Source organism: Pseudarthrobacter sp. KH_020_B (assembly GCF_057840185.1).
Genome location: NZ_CM174506.1, coordinates 3,159,160 through 3,177,949 on the forward strand (window position 1 = coordinate 3,159,160; position 18,790 = coordinate 3,177,949).

At 65.7% G+C, this 18,790-nt stretch carries 19 protein-coding genes; 7 read left to right on the forward strand and 12 right to left on the reverse strand.

Going from position 1 to position 18,790, the window contains the following annotated elements:
- Positions 1-4: 4 nt before the first annotated feature.
- Positions 5-718 (forward strand): DUF4166 domain-containing protein, encoded by a 714-nt coding sequence (locus tag AC3IT0_RS14545; protein ID WP_489320451.1) that lies wholly within the window; start codon positions 5-7, stop codon positions 716-718.
- A 3-nt stretch (positions 719-721) separates the two neighbouring features.
- Here the strand turns inward: AC3IT0_RS14545 and AC3IT0_RS14550 are convergent, their stop codons facing one another.
- The 7 genes from AC3IT0_RS14550 to mnmA form a co-directional block, all read right to left on the reverse strand.
- Complete coding sequence (locus tag AC3IT0_RS14550) at positions 722-1,684, reverse strand: uroporphyrinogen decarboxylase/cobalamine-independent methonine synthase family protein (RefSeq protein ID WP_489320452.1); 963 nt, start codon at positions 1,682-1,684, stop codon at positions 722-724.
- 38 nt (positions 1,685-1,722) lie between these two features.
- Positions 1,723-2,109, reverse strand: coding sequence for a chorismate mutase (locus AC3IT0_RS14555; RefSeq protein WP_056343785.1), 387 nt, complete (start codon positions 2,107-2,109; stop codon positions 1,723-1,725).
- A gap of 120 nt (positions 2,110-2,229) precedes the next feature.
- Positions 2,230-3,945 carry an ABC transporter ATP-binding protein gene (locus tag AC3IT0_RS14560; RefSeq protein WP_489320453.1) on the reverse strand — a complete coding sequence of 572 codons (1,716 nt, stop codon included), beginning with the start codon at positions 3,943-3,945 and terminating at the stop codon, positions 2,230-2,232.
- The gene (locus AC3IT0_RS14565; protein ID WP_489320454.1) at positions 3,942-4,955 is read right to left on the reverse strand and encodes an ABC transporter permease; all 1,014 of its coding nucleotides are present in this window, start codon (positions 4,953-4,955) and stop codon (positions 3,942-3,944) included. The genes AC3IT0_RS14560 and AC3IT0_RS14565 overlap by 4 nt, the downstream gene beginning before the upstream one ends.
- Positions 4,955-6,037 carry an ABC transporter permease gene (locus AC3IT0_RS14570; RefSeq protein ID WP_489320455.1) on the reverse strand — a complete coding sequence of 361 codons (1,083 nt, stop codon included), beginning with the start codon at positions 6,035-6,037 and terminating at the stop codon, positions 4,955-4,957. The genes AC3IT0_RS14565 and AC3IT0_RS14570 overlap by 1 nt, the downstream gene beginning before the upstream one ends.
- Before the next feature lie 112 nt (positions 6,038-6,149).
- Positions 6,150-7,787, reverse strand: a complete 1,638-nt coding sequence (locus tag AC3IT0_RS14575) for an ABC transporter substrate-binding protein (RefSeq protein ID WP_489320456.1) — start codon at positions 7,785-7,787, stop codon at positions 6,150-6,152.
- Positions 7,788-7,961: 174 nt separating this feature from the next.
- Entirely contained in the window at positions 7,962-9,068 is a 1,107-nt protein-coding gene (gene mnmA / locus AC3IT0_RS14580; RefSeq protein WP_489323808.1) for a tRNA 2-thiouridine(34) synthase MnmA, read from the reverse strand.
- A 226-nt stretch (positions 9,069-9,294) separates the two neighbouring features.
- Between mnmA and AC3IT0_RS14585 the strand changes: the two genes are divergently transcribed.
- The gene (locus tag AC3IT0_RS14585; RefSeq protein ID WP_489320457.1) at positions 9,295-10,566 is read left to right on the forward strand and encodes an NAD(P)/FAD-dependent oxidoreductase; all 1,272 of its coding nucleotides are present in this window, start codon (positions 9,295-9,297) and stop codon (positions 10,564-10,566) included.
- Here AC3IT0_RS14585 and AC3IT0_RS14590 read toward each other — a convergent pair.
- Positions 10,542-11,774, reverse strand: a complete 1,233-nt coding sequence (locus AC3IT0_RS14590; RefSeq protein ID WP_489320458.1) for a cysteine desulfurase family protein — start codon at positions 11,772-11,774, stop codon at positions 10,542-10,544. The genes AC3IT0_RS14585 and AC3IT0_RS14590 overlap by 25 nt on opposite strands.
- Positions 11,775-11,829: 55 nt before the next feature.
- Complete coding sequence (locus AC3IT0_RS14595) at positions 11,830-12,492, reverse strand: helix-turn-helix transcriptional regulator (protein ID WP_489320459.1); 663 nt, start codon at positions 12,490-12,492, stop codon at positions 11,830-11,832.
- 90 nt (positions 12,493-12,582) lie between these two features.
- Between AC3IT0_RS14595 and AC3IT0_RS14600 the strand changes: the two genes are divergently transcribed.
- Positions 12,583-13,011, forward strand: coding sequence for a hypothetical protein (locus tag AC3IT0_RS14600; protein ID WP_489320460.1), 429 nt, complete (start codon positions 12,583-12,585; stop codon positions 13,009-13,011).
- Between the two features lie 24 nt (positions 13,012-13,035).
- Here AC3IT0_RS14600 and AC3IT0_RS14605 read toward each other — a convergent pair whose 3' ends face one another.
- Together AC3IT0_RS14605 and AC3IT0_RS14610 are read right to left on the reverse strand one after the other, a co-directional pair.
- On the reverse strand, positions 13,036-13,710 hold the full coding sequence (locus AC3IT0_RS14605; protein WP_489320461.1) for a hypothetical protein: 675 nt from the start codon (positions 13,708-13,710) through the stop codon (positions 13,036-13,038).
- A gap of 68 nt (positions 13,711-13,778) precedes the next feature.
- Entirely contained in the window at positions 13,779-14,690 is a 912-nt protein-coding gene (locus AC3IT0_RS14610; protein WP_489320462.1) for a diacylglycerol/lipid kinase family protein, read from the reverse strand.
- Positions 14,691-14,815: 125 nt separating this feature from the next.
- Between AC3IT0_RS14610 and AC3IT0_RS14615 the strand changes: the two genes are divergently transcribed.
- The 4 genes from AC3IT0_RS14615 to AC3IT0_RS14630 all read left to right on the forward strand — a co-directional run bounded on the left by AC3IT0_RS14615 (position 14,816) and on the right by AC3IT0_RS14630 (position 17,957).
- Complete coding sequence (locus AC3IT0_RS14615) at positions 14,816-15,781, forward strand: J domain-containing protein (protein ID WP_489320463.1); 966 nt, start codon at positions 14,816-14,818, stop codon at positions 15,779-15,781.
- Between the two features lie 35 nt (positions 15,782-15,816).
- Positions 15,817-16,284 (forward strand): tRNA (cytidine(34)-2'-O)-methyltransferase, encoded by a 468-nt coding sequence (locus AC3IT0_RS14620; protein ID WP_489320464.1) that lies wholly within the window; start codon positions 15,817-15,819, stop codon positions 16,282-16,284.
- Between the two features lie 190 nt (positions 16,285-16,474).
- The gene (locus AC3IT0_RS14625; RefSeq protein WP_489320465.1) at positions 16,475-17,083 is read left to right on the forward strand and encodes a sigma-70 family RNA polymerase sigma factor; all 609 of its coding nucleotides are present in this window, start codon (positions 16,475-16,477) and stop codon (positions 17,081-17,083) included.
- Between the two features lies 1 nt (position 17,084).
- Positions 17,085-17,957, forward strand: a complete 873-nt coding sequence (locus AC3IT0_RS14630) for an anti-sigma factor (protein ID WP_489320466.1) — start codon at positions 17,085-17,087, stop codon at positions 17,955-17,957.
- A 52-nt stretch (positions 17,958-18,009) separates the two neighbouring features.
- On the opposite strand, the gene AC3IT0_RS14635 is transcribed toward AC3IT0_RS14630, so the two are convergent.
- A complete protein-coding gene (locus tag AC3IT0_RS14635) occupies positions 18,010-18,789 on the reverse strand; it encodes a PIG-L deacetylase family protein (protein WP_489320467.1) in 780 nt (259 codons plus the stop codon).
- Position 18,790: the final 1 nt, after the last annotated feature.

The following is an 18,790-nucleotide window of genomic DNA, read 5'->3' on the forward strand; positions in this document are numbered from 1 at the left end:
CACGATGAACGTCCCCATTTACCAGCAGGCCCTGGGCGAGGACTTCCACCGGCTGCAGCCTGAGCTCCAGGAGTACTTTTCGCTGGCGCCCGGTTCGGGGCACTACGGCGTCGGGGACGGCGTGTTCGACGTTGTGGGCTGCCGGCAGGCGTGGCTGCGGCCGCTACTCAAGCTGACCTCCGGGGAGGAGGCGTTCTTCCCGGACTACGGTGAAGGCATCCCGTTCCGGATTGAAAACCATGCGCACCAGGATCCGTTCGGCCGCTCCAGCCTGACTGCCCGGCGGGAAATCCGCTTCCCCGGGCACGTGCGGATCTTCCAGGACACCACCAGCCTCGTGGATTCCGACGGCGGCCCGCGGCTGGTGGACTACCTGGGCCGTTTCCGGCGCATGGTGACCGACCTCAAGCTCAGTGTGACGAACGAAGGTAGGCTGCGCGGCGTTTCCGAAGCGTCCCGGCTGTTCCTGGGCCCCCTCCGCCTGCCGCTTCCGGCCACCGTCGATGCCAAGGCCTACGCCGAACAGTGGTGGGACGGCGCCGCAGGCGAGCACGGACAGCACCGGATCCAGGTCAAGGTCATCCAGCCACAGATCGGGCAGGTACTGGTCTATGCGGGCGGTTTCGACTACCGCCTGCGTCCCTACATCGGCGGCAGTTCGGCGCAGAGTTTCCTGCCCCGCTACGCCCAGCCGGACCGGTGGGAAAACCGGACGTAGCTGTTAGCCGTGCGCGCGCTGGTTCAGGCCGTCGGCCACCTGGGTGAGCCGGCCCAGCACCGCTGTGGCGGTGGCCGGCGTGTGGCCGGCAAGTCCCGCCGAGGGGGTGACCCGGATACTGCCGAGGGACGACGCCGGCAGCCCCAGCTGGTGCCACGGCCGCCAGACTGACTCAACGACGTCGGCCACTTTGGGCAGCGTGCCGCGGCCGACGTCCAGGGCGCCGGCCCAGATCCGCTTGCCTGCCTCCACTGCTATGGCCAACTGCTCCCACTGCCGTGTGGTCAAGGCCTTCAGGGGAACGGCCAGCCCGTCGGCGCCGGCGGCAATGATCCGGTCGATCGGGGCCTCAATTTCAGGCACCGAGACAACAATTTCGGCGGCGCCCGCCTCACGGAGCGCCTCGATCACCACCTGCCAGGACTCGGTGACCTCCTGGCCACCCACCGCCCGCAGCGTGCGGTAACCGCTCGACGTCGGAATAGTGCCGGCGAGTACGGCGGCGATATCAGGCTCGTCGACCTGAACCACCAGCCGCGCGCCCGGAACCGCGCTGGAAATCCGGGACAGGTAGCCGCCAACCCCTGCGGCCAGAGAGTCGGCAATGTCCCGGCGGGCGCCGTAATCGATCAATGCCCGTTCGCCGTTGTGCAGGTGCAGGCCGGCGGCAATGCTCAGCGGACCAACCAGCTGGAGCTTGATCTCGGGGGCGGGGGTGTCCTCAGCGCCGGCAACGTCTGCCAGGACGTTGATATCGGTGGACAGGGCCGACGCCGCCCGGCGGTAATCCTTGCCGGGACGGTCCACCAGCCGCCAGCCATACGGCTGGACATCCACGGCCAGTTCAACCAGGAGTGCGGCCGTCCGCCCCAAGGCATCCGAGCCGACGCCGCGGTCCGGAAGCTCTGCCAGGAACGGCAGGTGCGGGCTGCCGAGCTCGCCGCGGATGATTCGGGCGGCCTCCACGGGGTCCTCCCCCGGCCAGGGCCCAAGCCCGGTGGCGGTTACTTCCACTCTGCAGCGGCCTGGTGGTCCTCGGCGATGGCTTCATGATGGCGGATGACTTCGCCGATGATGAAGTTCAGGAACTTCTCCGCAAAGGCGGGATCGAGGTGTGCATCCTCTGCCAGCCGCCGGAGACGGGCGATCTGGGCCGATTCCCGGCCCGGATCCCCGGCAGGGAGCCGGTGCGCGGCCTTGAGGAAGCCCACTTTCTGGGTGGCCTTGAACCGTTCGGCCAGGAGGTACACCAGGGTCGCATCGATGTTGTCGATGCTGGAGCGGATGGACAGCAGTTCCGCCATCACCGAGTTGTCCACCTGGCCTGCCAGCGAACTCGCGGCGGCATCGTAGGTGTCGGTGTCGGGAACATCGTGGTTTTGCTGCGTCATGGTCCAAGTCTATGGGCAGCCGCGGAAAACCCTTCCGGTGTTAAGCGGCGGACGGACACCCCGCCTGGTCGGGCGGGATGTCCGTCTTTTCGTGCCTCGACTGGGGGTCGCTGGCGGTGCCTACTGGGCCAGCAGCGCCCGGTGCGCTTCCCGCCGTCGGGCCTGTTCGTCCGGATCAGGGACCGGCAGGGAGGCAATCAGCCGTTTGGTGTAGTCGTGCTGAGGCGCGCCCATCACCTGGCTGCCGATGCCCTGTTCCACCAGCTTGCCCTTGTACAGGACGCCCACCCACTGCGACAGGATGTCCACCACCGCGAGGTCGTGGCTGATGAACAGTGCCGCAAACCCGAACTCGGCCTGGATTTCCTTGAAGAGTTCCAGGACCTTTGCCTGCACGGAAACGTCCAGGGCCGACGTCGGCTCGTCAGCGATGAGCAGCCGCGGGTTCAGGATCAGAGCCCGCGCCAGCGACGCCCGCTGGCGCTGCCCGCCGGAGAGCTCGTGCGGGTACCGTTCAGCGTACGACGCCGGCAGCTGCACCGATTCGAGCAGCTGGGCAACGCGTTTGCGCGCCTGCGCCGGGCTCGGGTTGGTGTGGATGATCATGGGCTCCGCTACGCAGTCGCCGATGGTCAGCTGGGGGTTGAAGGACGCGGCCGGATCCTGGAACACAAAGCCAATATCCTTCCGGAGGGGCTTGAACGTCCGCTCCTTGAGGTTCAGCATCTCGTAGCCAAGTACCTTCAGGCTGCCGCCCGTGGTCCGGTTCAGGCCCGCGATGGCCCGGCCGATGGTGGTTTTCCCCGAGCCGGATTCGCCCACCAGTCCAAAGACTTCACCCGGGGACACGGTGAAGCTGACCCCGTCCACGGCCTTGAAGGCCGGGGTTCCCAGCCTGCCGGGGTACTCGATGGTCAGGCTGGTTGCCTCCACCAGCACCGGCGAGCCCTGGTGCGCGCGTTCCCGCAGGCCCTCCGACGCCGAGTTCCGGCCCAGGTGGGGCACTGCGGCCAGCAGCTTCTTGGTGTAATCCTGCTTGGGTTCGGCAAACAGCACCCGAACCGGCGCTTCCTCCACGACGTCACCCTGGTACATCACCACCACGCGGTCCGCGAGGTCTGCCACCACGCCCATGTTGTGGGTGATCAGCACGATCGAGGTCCCGTATTTGTCCCGAAGGTCCCTGAGCAGCTCCAGGATTTCGGCCTGGACGGTGACATCGAGGGCCGTGGTGGGTTCATCGGCCACAATGAGTCCCGGGTTCAGGGCCAGCGCGGCGGCGATCACCACGCGCTGCTTCTGGCCGCCGGAGAACTGATGCGGGTAGTAGTTGACCCGATGCTCCGGATCGGGGATCCCCACTTTGCGCAGCGCCTCAATGGCACGGGCCTTGGCGTCCCTGGCCGAGACCCGCTTCCCGCCGGAACCGCCGGCGTGGGCACGGATGCCCTCGGTGATCTGCCAGCCCACGGTGAACACCGGGTTCAGTGCCGTGGAGGGCTCCTGGAACACCATGGCCACATCGCGGCCGCGGATCTGCCTCAGCTTCGCGGCGCTGACGCTGATCACGTTGTTCCCGTTGATCAGGACAGCCCCGCCGCTAGTGGCTGTCTCCGGCAGCAGCCCGAGGATGGTTTTCGCGGTCACGGTCTTGCCCGAGCCGGATTCGCCCACGATGGCCAGGACTTCGCCGGAGCGGACGTCCAGGCTCACATCCTTCACGGCGTAGACGTCTCCGCCATCGGTGGCGAACGTGACTTTGAGGTGGTCGATGGCAAGGACGGGCTGGTTGGCCTGCCTGGGCTGGTCAGATACCGAATCAATATTGATGGTCAAAATCCTCTCACATCCGCTGAGATGGCGGCCTGCGCGGCGGGGGTTGAGGATCCCGGGCCGCCCTTGACGCCTGCAGCCTTGCGTCCGCGCAGGCGCGGATCGTTCAGGTCATTGATGCTTTCGCCCACGAGGGTTAGGCCCACTACCGTTAGGACGATGGCCAGGCCCGGGAACACGCCGGTCCACCAAATGCCGGACGAGGCATCGGACATCGCCTTGTTCAGGTCAAAACCCCATTCCGCGGCGGAGCTTGGCTCGATGCCGAAGCCCAGGAAACCCAGTCCGGCCAGGGTGAGGATGGCCTCGGAGGCGTTGAGCGTGAAAATCAGCGGCAGGGTGCGGGTCGCGTTGGCGAAGATGTGCCGGCTAATTATCCTGGCGCTCGAGGCGCCGACAACCTGGGCTGACTCCACAAACGGTTCGGCCTTGAGGCGGATGGTTTCCGCGCGGATCACGCGGAAATACTGCGGCACAAACACCGCCGTGATGGCGAACCCGCAGGCGAGGATTCCGCCCCAGAACCCTGACTGGCCCTTGTTGATGGCAATCGACATCACGATAGCCACAAGGAGTGTCGGGAAGGCGTAGATTGCGTCAGCGATCACCACCAGCACGCGGTCCAGCCAGCCGCCGAAGTAGCCGCTGACCAGTCCCAGGAAAACGCCCAGGAAGATGGACATCAGCACGGCGGCAACAATTACCGCCAGCGCTGTCTGCGATCCCCAGATCACCCGGGACAGCACGTCGTAGCCGCTCACAGTTGTTCCCCACAGATGCTTACCTCCGGGTTCGGCCTGTGCCGGGAATGAGCCAGCGTCATCGGAGATCTGTGAATATCCGTAGGGCGCCAGCAGCGGCGCAAAAACAGCGGCGAGCACAAATACAGCGCAAAGCACGACGCCGGCCAACAGCATGGTGCGTTGCAGCCCAACGCTTTGGCGGATGTGGGACGAGACCGGCAGCCGGTCCAGCAAGGACTTCTTTTTCGGTTCCAATACTGTGGTGCTCATCAGTACCTCACCCGCGGATCAATCAGGGCCGCGGCAATATCCACTACGAAATTCGTGACCGCGACAATCACGGCCAGCAGCATGACGATGCCCTGGACGGCCACAAAGTCACGCGCAGTGAGGTACTGCGCCAACTGATAACCGAGGCCCTTCCACTCGAACGTGGTTTCAGTCAGCACCGCACCGCCGAGCAGCAAAGCAATCTGCAGACCCATCACGGTAATGATGGGGATCAGGGCCGGCTTGTAGGCGTGCTTTGTCACCAGTCGGTATTCGCTGACTCCCCGGGACCTGCCTGCCTCAACATAGTCCTTGCCCAGCGTCCCGATCACATTGGTGCGGACCAAGCGGAGGAAGACGCCGGCGGTCAGAAGACCCAGCGCAACAGCGGGAAGTACCGCGTGGTGGACGATGTCGCCAAAGGCTGACAGGTTGCCGCTGCGCAGTGCGTCCAGCCAGTAGATACCGGATGGCGCTGCCAGCCTGCCCATCGCCAATTCCGTGGTGGTGGAAGCCCGGCCGGCCACAGGGAACCAGCCCAGGGCCACGGAGAATGTGAGCTTCAGCACGAGGCCTGCAAAGAAGACCGGGGTGGCGTAGCAGAGGATGGCGAACAAGCGCAGGAATGCGTCCGGAACCTTGTCCCGTTTGTGGGCGGCAAACATTCCCAGCGGAATGCCTACGAGCAACGCCACCACAAGTGCATTGATGCTGAGTTCGAGGGTGGCGGCGCCAAATTTGGCGAGCATCTCGATGACCGGCCGGCCATCGGAAATGGTCCGGCCGAAGTTGCCAGTGGCGATGTGACCAAGGTACTCCACGTACTGAATGAAGAGGTTCCGGTCGTAGCCAGCTTGGTGTATCAGGGCGTCAATTTGGGCTTGCGGGAGGCGTCCGCCCTGGGAAGCCGTAATGGGATCGCCGGTGATCCGCATCAGGAAGAAAACCAGGGTGACGAGGATAAAAATCGTCGGGAAAATGAGCAGGAAGCGGATCAGGATATATTTCCCCAGGCCACCTCCCGCAGATTTGGATTTGGGGGCCGCAACCGTAGGCGGCGGCGCATCTATCAATGTGGCCATGCTGTCCCTGCTTGGTGTGGAACTGGAAATTGTGGAGCCAACACGTAGGAGGCAGGGCCGGTCGGCCCCACCTCCTCACGCGGGTGTTTGGTGTTACCTGGAAACCAGGCCGCTACTTGGAAACCGTGCCGAGCCGGAACTTGAACGACGCGTCCAGGGTGGAATCCACGCCCTTAACGCTGGTCCCTGAAACAGCAACCTGGGCCCCCTGCAGCAACGGCAAGGTGGAGATGTCCTTGGCGAGGAGGTTCTGGACCTCCTGGATCGACTTTTCACGTTCCGACTTGTCGGCCGTGACCAACTGCTTGGCGATCAGCGTTTCAACTTCGCTGTTGGAGTAGTGGTTGTTCATAAAGCCACCGCCCACAAAGAAGGGTGTCAGGTAGTTGTCCGCATCGCTGAAGTCCGGGAACCAGCCCAGCTGGAAGACGGGGTAGCTGTCCTTTTTCGACGCAGAGTTGTACGTGACCCACTCGGTGGACTGGAGATCCACCGTGAACAGTCCGCTCTTGTCCAACTGGTCCTTGACCATGGCGTATTCGTCACCGGATGACTTGCCATAGTGGTCTGGGTTGTATTGCAGCTTGATGTTCACGGGGCTGGTGATACCGGCGTCGGCCATGACCTTCTTGGCCTTGTCCAGGCTGGGTTTGCCGGAACCGTCGCCGTAGGCCTGCTTGAATGATTCGTTGGCTCCCACAAATCCGGACGGAACGTTGGACCACATCGGCAGGTAGGTGCCCTTGTAGACCTGGTCGGAGATGGCCTGGCGGTCAATGAGGTTTGCGGTGGCCTGCCGGACGGCCAGCGCCTTCTTCGGATCCGCTTCCGGGGTCTTGGCGCCGAAAGGCATGGTGTCGAAGTTGAAGACGATGTACCGCATCTCGCCGCCGGGTCCAACATGGACCGTGACGTTGGAGTCCTTCTTGAGGTCATCGATGTCCGTGGCGCTCAGGCTGCGGTTAGCAACATCAATCTGCCCGCCCTTGACCTCCAATTTCATGTTGGTCTGGTCGGTGTAGTACTTGATGGTGGCCCCTGCGTTGGCGGGCTTGCCCAGGACGCCCTTGTAGTCGGGCCACGCCTTCAGGCTAACCAGCGTGTTCTTGTTGTATGAGTCGATAATGTATTGGCCGTGGAAGGCGTTGGCCTTGACAATGTCCTCGTCGCTGAGGAGTTTGTCCGCCGGGAAGACTTCATCGTCAACGATGACGGCTGCCGGGCTGGTGAGAATCTGCGGGAACGTTTGGTCGTTGGCGTTCTTCAGGGTGAAAACCACGGTGCTGGCATCAGGGGCAGCGATGGAATCAATATTGGACAGCAGCGATGCCGGTCCGTCGGGATTTTTGATTGCGACCTGGCGGTCAAACGAGAACTTCACGTCCTTGGAATCCAGCACGTGCCCGTTGGCCCATTTGAGATCGTTCTTCAGCTTAACGGTGAACTCGGTGGACTTCGTGAACGACGACGATTCGGCCAGGTCAGGCACGGGGTCGGCTCCACCAGGCTTGGAGTTCAAAAGGAACGAGTAAATCTGATTCATCATCATGAACGAACCGTTGTCGTACGAGCCGGCCGGATCCAGGGCAGTTACCTTGTCCGTGGTGCCATACCCAATGACGCTGCTTGCATTTTCCGACGCTGTGCTGCCACCGCCGCCACCTGATGGACCCGTGCATGCCGTCAACGCGAAGGCGGAAACGCCTGCGAGCGCGATTGCGCTACGCAAGGCTTTAGTGCTCTTGGTCATCTGTGAACTTTCTGTTCGATGAGTACGCGCTCGCCGCCCGCAAATGGGTGTATTGGCTTGAGCGGGCAGCGCGCTGTCTTGATGCCTAGATTCAACCAGACGCCGGACTCATCAACCGGCTATTTTGTGAGTTGAGACACAAAATTTACCTGACCAGGGTAAATTTGCTCCGCCTCAGAGCTCCGCGCGCTGCAAAGAACGGGCGGCGTCGATGGTGGCCTGGCCCAGGACGCGGCTGCCCTGGTAGAGGACCACCGTCTGGCCGGGCGCTACACCGCGCAGCGGACTGGTCAGCGTGACCAGGAGTTGAGGCGCGTCCTCGCCGGGCAGCATGCGCGCGGTTGCCGGCACGGGGTCCCCGTGGGCGCGGACCTGGGCATAGCAGTCGAACTCGGCGCCGGTTTCTATTTCCGCGATGGGCAGGCCGGCCCACGAGACCTTGATGCCGCGGATCTCGTCAATGGCCAGGAGAGCCTGGGGCCCCACCACCACCTTGTTCTCCTTGGGCCGGATCTCCAGGACGAACCTGGGCTTGCCGTCCGCTGCGGGTGTGCCAAGCTTCAGGCCGCGGCGCTGGCCCACGGTGAACGCGTTGGCTCCCGGGTGCTCCCCCACCTTCGTGCCGGTCTCGTCCACGATATCGCCGGTGGTCATGTCGATCTTTTCGGCCAGCCAACCCGCGGTGTCGCCGTCGGGAATGAAGCAGATGTCGTGGCTGTCGGGCTTGTTGGCAACGGAAAGCCCGCGGCGCTCGGCTTCCGCCCGCACCTCAGCCTTGGAAGGCGTGTCAGCCAGCGGGAACATGCAGTGCTTGAGCTGCTCGTGGGTCAGCACACCCAGGACATAGCTCTGGTCCTTGGCCCAGTCCGCGGCCCGGTGAAGTTCGGGGTTGCCGTCCGCGTCCTTGATGACCTTGGCGTAATGCCCGGTGCAGACGGCGTCAAAGCCCAGGGCGATGGCCTTCTCCAGCAGGGCGGCAAACTTGATCCGCTCATTGCAGCGCATGCAGGGGTTGGGTGTCCGACCGGCAGCGTATTCGTCGATGAAGTCCTGGACCACATCTTCCTTGAAGCGCTCCGAGAAATCCCAGACGTAGTACGGAATGCCCAACACATCGCAGGCCCGCCACGCATCGCGCGAGTCCTCGATGGTGCAGCAGCCGCGGCTGCCCGTCCGCAGGGTGCCGGGCATCCGGGACAGCGCAAGGTGAACGCCGACGACGTCGTGCCCGGCTTCAACGGCACGTGCTGCGGCAACGGCGGAGTCAACTCCACCGCTCATGGCTGCTAGAACTCGCATGCTGGCTTTCTTTAGGGTTCGGGGGATGCCGGCAAAGGGCGGCCGCCGTTCAAACCGGCGGCCGCAGGGATAGCACAATGCCTGCCGCACCATTCTATCGCCACGCCGAATCCTACCCAAAAGACCCTTGACCCTGCCGACCATCCATTCTAAAGTCAGGATTAACAGTTTTAGACTTCGAGCACGCACCAGCGGGAATCGGGCGGACATGGCTGAGGACACTGTTTCCACGGGGCACATCGTGATTGCTGGCGGCGGACTGGCCGGGGCCACCGCCGCCAAGACCCTGCGGGCAGAAGGGTTCGCGGGCCCGGTCACCATCATCGGCGCCGAGCGCCATCACCCCTACCTGCGGCCGCCGCTGTCCAAGGAGTATCTGCTGGGAAAGGCCGCCGAGGATGCCGTCCCGGTGGTGCCGGATGGCTGGTACGCGGAGAACGACGTCGGCCTCCGCCTGGGTGCCCGCGTCACCGGCATCCGGCCGGACGCCAAAACTGTGGAGCTGGACGACGGAAGCACGCTGGCATACGGCTCCCTGCTGCTCGCCACCGGGGCGACGCCCCGCACCCTGCGCCTGCCCGGAACCGATCTATCCGGCGTCTCCACCTTCCGCACCCTGGATGACAGCCGGCGGTTGCGCAGCGCCCTCGCCGCGGGCGGCAAAAACGTGGTGATGATCGGCTCCGGCTGGATCGGCATGGAGCTTGCTGCGGCTGCCGCCACGTACGGCAACTACGTCACGCTCCTCGGTTTGGAAGAGATCCCCCTGGCTTCGGCCATCGGCCCCGACCTCGGACGGTTCTTCCGCGGCCTCCACGAAGCCAACGGCGTGAGCTTCCGGCTTCCCGCCTCGGCGCGGGAAATCACCGGCGACGGCGGGGCTGCCACCGGGGTGGTCACCGATTCCGGGGAAGTGATCCCAGCGGACCTCGTGGTCATCGCCGTCGGTGTGGTTCCCGAGACGGGACTCGCGCAGGCTGCCGGCCTCGCCCTGGACAACGGGATCCTCACGGACGCCTCGCTCCGGACCAGCGCGCCCGGCATCTTTGCCGCGGGCGACGTCGCCAACGCCCTGCATCCTTTCACCGGCCAGCACCACCGCAGCGAGCACTGGCACAACGCCCTGACCGGGGGCAAGGTGGCCGCCAGGGCCATACTGGGCCACGACGCCGTCCTGAGCACAATCCCCTATTTCTACACCGATCAGTTCGACGTCAGTATGGAGTACTCCGGATTCCCCTCCCTCGCTGCGGGCGCTGAGCCGGTGATCCGGGGGTCGCTGGAGGACAAGGAGTTCATGGCGTTCTGGCAGCAGGATTCCCGGGTGGTGGCCGGGATGAGCGTCAACTGGCCACGGAAAGTGCAGCCTGGCGCGCAGAAGACCATCAAGGCCCTCATCTCGGCCAGGACGCCAGTTACAGCGAAGCGGCTGGGGGACAGCTCCGTTGGGCTCGATCAGCTCCTGCCGGAGGAAGCCTGACGCGCTACCGTTCCCGCAGTCTGGATCGAGGATTCATGCCCGGCCATCCCTGCCTGGCGGGCGCGTTGGTACGCGCCGGGGAGGGCTGCCAGCAAGGCATCCACGTCCGCGTCGGTCGAGGCATGTCCCAGCGTGAAGCGCTGCGCACCGCGGGCGGTCTCCTCGTCCAGCCCCATGGCCAGCAGCACGTGGGACGGGCGCGGGACACCGGCCGTGCAGGCTGATCCGGTGGAGGATTCCACCCCCGCCAGGTCCAGCAGGAACAGCAGGGAATCACCTTCGCAGCCGGGGAACGTGAAATGCGAATTGCCGGGCAGCCGCCCCTCCCCCGGGGCGCCACGGAGTGCAGCCTCGGGCACCCGCTGAAGGACGCCGTCGATGAGCCTGTCCCGCAGGGCCGCGATCCTCGCGGACTCGGCGGCAAGCTGTGAGGTGGCGGCCTCGGCGGCAGCAGCGAAGGCGGCGATGGACGCCGTGTCCAGCGTCCCGGAGCGCACGTCGCGTTCCTGGCCGCCGCCGTGCTGCACCGGGGTCAGCTTGACGGCCCGCCCCAAGAGGAGGGCACCTACGCCCACGGGTCCGCCGATCTTGTGTCCGGATATGGACATTGCGTCCAGTCCGGAGGCTTTGAAATCCACCGGCAGCGAGCCGAAGGCCTGTACGGCATCCGAATGGACCGGAACGCCGGCGGCATGCGCCAGCTCCACCATCCTGTGCACCGGCTGGATGGTGCCCACTTCGTTGTTGGCCCACATGACCGTCACGAGCGCTATGGTCTCAGGGTCCCGGGCCAGCTCGGCGGCGAGGACATCAAGGTCCACAACACCCTCGCTGTCCACCGGAAGCCACGTGACGATGGCGCCTTCGTGCCGCTCCAGCCATTCCACGGTGTCCAGCACGGCATGATGCTCGACGGCGGAGCAGAGGATGCGCCGCCGTGCCGGGTCTTCGCCGGAACGGGCCCAGTACAGGCCCTTCACGGCAAGGTTGTCCGACTCAGTGCCCCCGGACGTAAAGATGACCTCGGAGGGATGGGCGCCGGCCGCCGTCGCGATGGCCTCCCTGGCATCCTCCACGGAGCGGCGGGCACGCCGGCCCGAGCCATGCAGGGACGAAGGATTGCCGGTGCGGGAAAGTTCCCGCGTCAGGGCTGCCAGCGCCTCGGCAGAAAGTGGCGTGGTGGCTGCATGATCGAGGTAGACGGGCACGCCTCAATTCTAGCGGCGCCACGTGCGGCGCACCCGCAGCCCGTCCTATCAGGCGTCAGCGCGGGGTGATCCTGGCGCAGCACTGGCCCGGCTCACTGTTCGGCGCCACCCGCTCTTCCGGCTCCCCGCACGCCGCTGCCGCGCCCTGCAGGAATGACCCGTTCATGGCGCAGACCACGTCCGGGTGCCCGTCCGAGAGCCGGTGGAACGGGCAGTTCACCAGCACAAAGCCGCCCGCGCCATCGGGCCGCGGCTCGTAGCCCTCCCCCGCGATGAAGTCCGCCAGGCTGGCAGCACCGGAGGCCATGGCCTTGCCCTTACGGTACGACGTGGCCAGCAGGGAGTCATGCACCGCGGCGCCGGTCGCCGTGGAATGCTCGATCGCTGCGGCCAGCAGCTCACCGGCGAGATCGTAGTTGCGGTCAGGGACCGAGGCCCCGACCTCGCTCGTTGCCTGCCGGTACGTTTTCGCCGGCCGCCCGGAGCCGGGACCCGACTTCCCGGCAGCCTTGTGGAATTCCACCGCCAGGAGCCCGTCCTGGACCAGCCTGTCGAGGTGGAAGGATGCCGTGCTCCTTGGCAGCCCCAGGGCCAGGGCGGCGTCATCGCGTCCGACGGCGGCATCCGAGGCGGCGATCAGCTCAAAGAGCTGCCGGCGCTTCTCGTCGCCCAATGACGCGACTGCCGCCATGCGGCGGCCCCACGGAAGTCTGCGCACGCTGTGCCCCTAAATCTAAAAACAACATCCATTGCTTAATGGTGTCGATCTTTCTAAAATAATGATACCTACTTTTAGAAGGAGTCCACCATGACAACCAACGCGAAAATCAACGCAGGCGGTCGGCTTCAGGCGATGGCACCGGACCGGCAGGCGTTTTTCCTGCTGCGCACCGTCTTCACCGTCGCACCGATACTCTTCGGCCTGGACAAGTTCACCAACATCCTGACGGACTGGACCATCTACCTCGCGCCGGTTGCCACCACCGTGGTGCCGGTGTCGGCGCAGACCTTTATGTACATCGTCGGCGTCGTTGAGATCATCGCCGGCATTGCGGTGGCGGTCCGCCCCCGGTTCGGTTCCCTGCTGGTGGCCGTCTGGCTGTTGGGAATCATCATCAACCTGCTGGTCCTGGGCAGCTTCTACGACGTGGCCTTGCGGGACTTCGGCCTGCTTGTGGGCGCGCTCGCCCTGAACCGCCTTTCCCCCGCCGGGTCCTGGCGCCGGCCGGGCAAGTAACCGGCCCAACAGTAACCAGCACGGCTAGTTCGACGGCGGGACCACCAGGAGGCGTTCCGCGACGTCGGCCCGGGCGGCTGCCAGTGTGGCGTCGTCCGGGCAGGCCACGGAAATGTAGACCGATGATGCGGCGGTGCCGAACACCCGTGCCATAACAGCCGTGGACCTGACGCCCGGTTGGCCGGGTTTCTCCAGCACCAGCACCTCGGCCGATGGCCCCGGTTTGCCAGGCTCGCCGCCCCACCGCAGCGTCGCCGTCTTCAGGTAGCCGGGCAGGATGCTCGGGTCCAGGTACGTGAAGAGGCCAACGGTTGACTCTTTGTCGTCCTGGAGCGCCAGCGGCGCCTGGTTGGTGCGGATCTTGGCCGCCACCAGGCAGCCATCAGCCTTCAGGTACTGGCTCTCGCCGGCCACGTCCTCCTTGACCTGCTGCCAGCCGGGCGCTTCCTTGAGTCCGTCGGAGATGCCTACCGGGACCCCTGCGGCCAGGGAACCGCCCGCGGAGAACGGCATGTCCTTGGCGGCCACCGCTTCTGCGTCGTGGCCGGGGGTAATGGTGGGGGTGGCCAGGGCGGTGACGGTTGGTTCCGCTTTCGGGGCGGCCGGATCGGGGACGCCAATACTGCAGCTTCCCAGTGCTGTCACACCAAGCAGCGCCCCCGCCACGAGTACAGCCGCAGCCAATGCCTTCACGTCCACCCCAATATGTTCGCCCGGACGGCCAGCCTGCCGTCATCCCCAAAGAGTCTAGACGCCGGTCGCCGCAGCTACGCCAGCACCCGGACGGCGCCGGGGACCACCTCGATGGTGAGGGGCAGCGAACCGATCCTCTCGCCGTCGGCATAGGCCTTGATGTTCGCGGCCGAAATCCGCACTTTCCGGACTTGCCGGATCTCCACGGCCGGGTGGCCGAGGTGCCGGCCGGAGAAAACCTTGGGAAACACCGCCAGGAAGGACGCCCTCGACAGGGGTTTGACGATGAACAGGTCCAGGAGCCCGTCGTCGACCCGCGCCTGAGGCGTGATCCGCATGCCGCCGCCGATGGACTGGCAGTTGGCCACGGAAATCAGCATGGCGCCCTGCCGCCAGGTGTCGCCGTCGTCGGACGCCGTGAAATCGGTAACCGTGTAGTCAATGGCACGGAAGGTGGCCAGCTCGCGCACCATCGCCAGGTTGTAGCGGGACCGCCCGCGCGGCCACTGCCATGCGTTCGCCCTGGCATTGACGGCGGCATCGAAACCTGCCGAAACCACGCCGGCAAACCATCGCGGCGGGCCGTCGCCCGTGATCCTGCCCAGGTCCATGGGCCGGCCAGCTGTCACCAGGGCCGCGGCGATCCGACTGCAGGCCGCGGGGACGTCGTCGAGCGGTATACCCAGCGTCCTGGCCGTGTCATTGCCGGTTCCGCTGGGCACAATCCCCAACGGCACGCGGTCCCACGCTGAGCCCGCCAGCACATTCACCGCCATGTGCACCAGGCCGTCGCCGCCCACCACCACAAGCGCATCAATGCCCGCCGCCAAAGCGGCCCGCACCGCCTCTTCAAGCCCGACGGCGGTTTCCGCCCGCAACTCCAGTACGTCTTCCCCGGCCGAATGGAAATAGTTGACGGCCGCTGCGCCCGCGGTGCTGCGTTTACCGAAGGAAGCCTGCGGGTTGACGGCGACGGCGATCCTCATGGGCTGAATTATGCCAGCCACGGGAACCACGGCGGCCTGCGCAGACGTTATGTGGACAGGCCGTAAAATGGGGCCCACCGGGCTGCCTGCCGTGGACTGGCCAGACGAAGAAAAAGGATGAGTGCTTGACCGAGAGCAGCAGCTCCTACTACGAGGTGCTCCGCGTCGCGGTGACTGCCACCGACAAGGAGATCAAGGTGGCCTACCGCCGGGCCGCGCGAACGGCCCATCCTGACCACGGCGGGGACGCCGCCGCCTTCCGCCAGGTGACAGCAGCGTACGAAACGCTGATAAACCCCACGCGCCGGAAGGCCTACGACCGCTCGTATGCTGCGGGTACTGCCCGTAACGCTGCCGGTGCGGGCGATTCCGAAGCGCATTTTGATGCGCCGGCGGCGGGCAGCCACGCCTCGGCCACCGTGCACAGGCCCACTACGCCCCGGAACACCGCCGGCGACCCACCCCTTTTCGTCCCGCCCTATGATGCTGCGGCCTTCGAGGCGTCCGGCACCGTGCCGCTCATCCCCTTCGCCCAGGCCAGCCAGCAGGTCCACGGGATGCCGCGAAAACGGGGTATTTTTGGCGCCGATGCCCGGATCCAGCGCGAAATGCGCACCGTCCAGCTCATCACCCGGCAGGTCCTGCCCGCGATTCCTGCGGCCCGGCTGGTCAACGGCCTGCAGTCCCCCGCCGATAACAGCCACATCGACCACGCCCTCCTGTCCGGCTACCGGCTGGCCCTCATCGGGTCCATGCTCCTTCCCAAGGGCGCCTATGCCTGGGACGGACAGACGCTGAAACACGGCGGACGCTCCATCGCGCCGCCGCAACTGGCCCACGTTGTCAGGTCCATGCAGGACATCTTCCCGGAACTGAACGTCACCGGCTGGACCGTCATCCACAGCCCAGACGGCAACCTCCACGAGCCCGTCATCGACCGCCTCCGGCGGACAGCAGGCGCGTCCGAAACCATCCAGGTGGTGAACGCGGCGGGCCTGGTCCGCGGCCTCAAGCATTTCCTCTCCTCCGGACCCACGCCCAATACCGTCAATGTGTCCGTGCTGGCCAGGCTGCTTCGCGGCATGCACTGAACCGTTGACCCGGATTGGTTGACTAGGATTGGACGGTGTTCCGAATCCTCTTCTACGCCCCCGAAATCCCCGGCAACACCGGCAATGCGATCAGGCTGGCGGCCATAACCGGCGCCCAACTGCACTTGGTGGAACCCCTCGGCTTTGATTTCTCCGATGCCAAGCTCCGGCGCGCCGGCCTGGACTACCACGACCTGGCCGTCGTCACCGTCCACAAAAGCATCGAGGATGCCTGGCGCGAACTGCAGCCGGAGCGGGTGTACGCCTTCACCTCGGACGGCACCGCCAGCTACGCGGACATCGCCTACCGCCCCGGAGATGTGCTGATGTTCGGCCAGGAATCAGTAGGCCTGCCCGAACACCTCAAGAGCGATCCCCATGTCACGGCCACCGTGCGCCTTCCAATGCTGCCGTCCCTGCGCTCGCTGAACCTGGCCAACGCGGCGTCCATTGCGGTCTACGAGGCCTGGCGCCAGCAGGGATTCTCCGGCGCCCAGGTTTGAGCGCCCGCGGCCCATCCGCACGGCTGTCCGCACCGAATCACTCCTGACAGCAATTCCAGGGTGAGGAAGGGAGCGGCAGGTGACACTGCTAGTGAGGAGGCTGGCGGCGCCGTCGGCTTTCCCCTTTCCCGGGGGCAGCACCGGCCGCGATGCTCAGGTTTCACCGCCGGGCGACTTATGCTGGGTAGTGATGGAAACTCCCAACGCGCCAAACTCCGAGGCCACGCCCGCAGTCACAGACTCACCGGCGGATCTCAGCCAGCGCTTGGCCGGGCTGCTCGCCCGCATAGCCGGCGGCGACCAAGCCGCGTTTGCCGAGTTCTACCAATTGACATCCCGCAGGGTGTTCGGCATGGCGCGGCGTGTGCTCATCGATCCCGAACTCAGCGAAGACACCACGCAGGAGGTTTTCCTCCAGGTCTGGCAGAACGCGGCGAAGTTCAACCCGGATGCAGGGAGTCCGCTCTCCTGGCTGATGACCATTTCGCACCGCCGGGCCGTGGACAAGGTCCGTTCCTCGCAGTCGGCCACCGACCGTGAGGCCAAGTACGGCGCCAGCAGCCAGGACGTGGACCACGACTCCGTCTCCGCCGAGGTGGACAGCAGACTCGAGGCCGAGGCGGTGGTCCGGTGCCTGGAAACGCTGACCGAAACACAGCAGGAATCCGTGCGGCTGGCCTACTACGGTGGCCTCACCTACCGCGAAGTCGCGGAAAAGCTAAACGCAGCAGTACCCACCATCAAGTCCCGCATCCGCGACGGACTGATCCGCTTGAAGACCTGTCTGGGGGTGAGTTGAGATGACAGAAATGAATAGTCAGGGAGGCACCCGCCGTCCCGGCTCGTTCGGAACTGAGATCGCCGCCGACCTGGATTCCGGGCGGGCCGTGGACCTCGCGGAGCTCTATGCCCTGGACGCGATCAGCGATGCCGAACGCGCCGCCATTGACCGCTACATCTCCGCCGCGCCCGACGCCGAACGCACCGCTTTCTTTGAGCGTGTCCGCCAGGCCAGGGAGACCCTCGCGACGTCCTTTACGGCTGAGACCGAGCCCCCCGCGGATCTTTTCGCCCGCATCGTGTCGCAGTTGCCGTCCCTCGCGCAGCTGCCCGCCGATGCGCCCATAACAGCTGAACCCGCCACCGCTGCCACGCCGGCCGCACAGCCGCCGGCAGAAGCCCTGGATGAGCTCGCCGCGGCGAGGTCCCGCAGGGAGGAACGACGCCGGCCTGCCGGCGCCCGCCGCTGGCTCACCGCAGTGGCAGCCGCCGCCGTGATCGCCCTCGGTGGCGTGGGCGTGGGCGCCTACATCACTGACCAGAACGACCCCGTGAACCAGGTGGTCCGGGCCGACGACGTCCGTGAGGCCTCCGTACCCGTCTCCGCCGGCGGCACCGCCACGGTGCTGATTTCGTCGTCGAAGGATGCCGTGGTGGTCAAGATGAACGGTGTACCCGCGCCGCCGGCCGGCAAGGTCTACCAGATGTGGCTGATCCCCAAGGACGGCTCGGCACCGGTTTCCCAGGGCCTGATGGACGAGGCTGCCCTGTCCAAGCCAGCCGTGGTGAAGGGCATCGCGTCCGCCGCAGCGCTCGGCATCACCGTGGAGCCCGTGGGCGGTTCTGCCACCCCGACGTTCCCCACCGTGGCTGCGGCACCGCTGGGCGCCTAAGCTTCCGAGTGGCGGCTGTGCCAGGGCCCAGCCGCCACCGAGGCAACACGTCCTAGAAGCCCGCGATGGTCCCCGGGCCGTTGACGGCAACCACATGGAACGCTTCGGCGCTGCGGCCCTCGGCAAAGCCCGCACGCCGTGCATTCAGGTGCATGCCGTTCCGCACCGCTGCTTCCATGGCCGCAACGTCAGGATGCTGGCTCACGTGCACGTGGATCGCGTCGAGCTTGGCTTCCACGTGGTCGGTGACATCCACAAAGTGGTTTTCCCGCTCTTCCGGTCCGGCATAGAGCCACAGCCACGGCAGCTTGTACGCCGCGAGTCCTGCCGCAGCCAGCTCCGGATAGGCGAACGGGTTTTCGACCGCAGGGTAGGCAGCCCGGGTCACGGCTTCCCCCACGGCAAGGTGGTCCGGATGGCTCTTCTGCAGGCGGTTCCAGTTCCGTTCCGGATGCATGGCAAGCACGACGTCGGGACGGATTTCCCGGATCAGCTTCACCACACCTTTCATCACCTCGTGCGTCGGTTCCAGGTAGCCGTCGCGCTCATGGAGGTAGTGGATGTCGCTCACACCCACCAGTTCGGCGGCCCGGCGCTGCTCGGCCGCCCTGAGGGCAATGATCTCCGCCCGGTGCGCCGGGTCGAAGCCGCCCGCGTCGCCGTCGGTCAAGATGCAGTAGCTGACCTGGATTCCCGCCGCCGTCCAGGCGGCGATGGTGCCTGCTGCACCGAAGTCGATGTCGTCCGGGTGGGCGGCGAAACAGAGCACCCGCCCAACCCGGTGGATGTCCGGGTTGAACGGGCTCTGTGCTGAGGCAGCGGAGAGGGCCAAG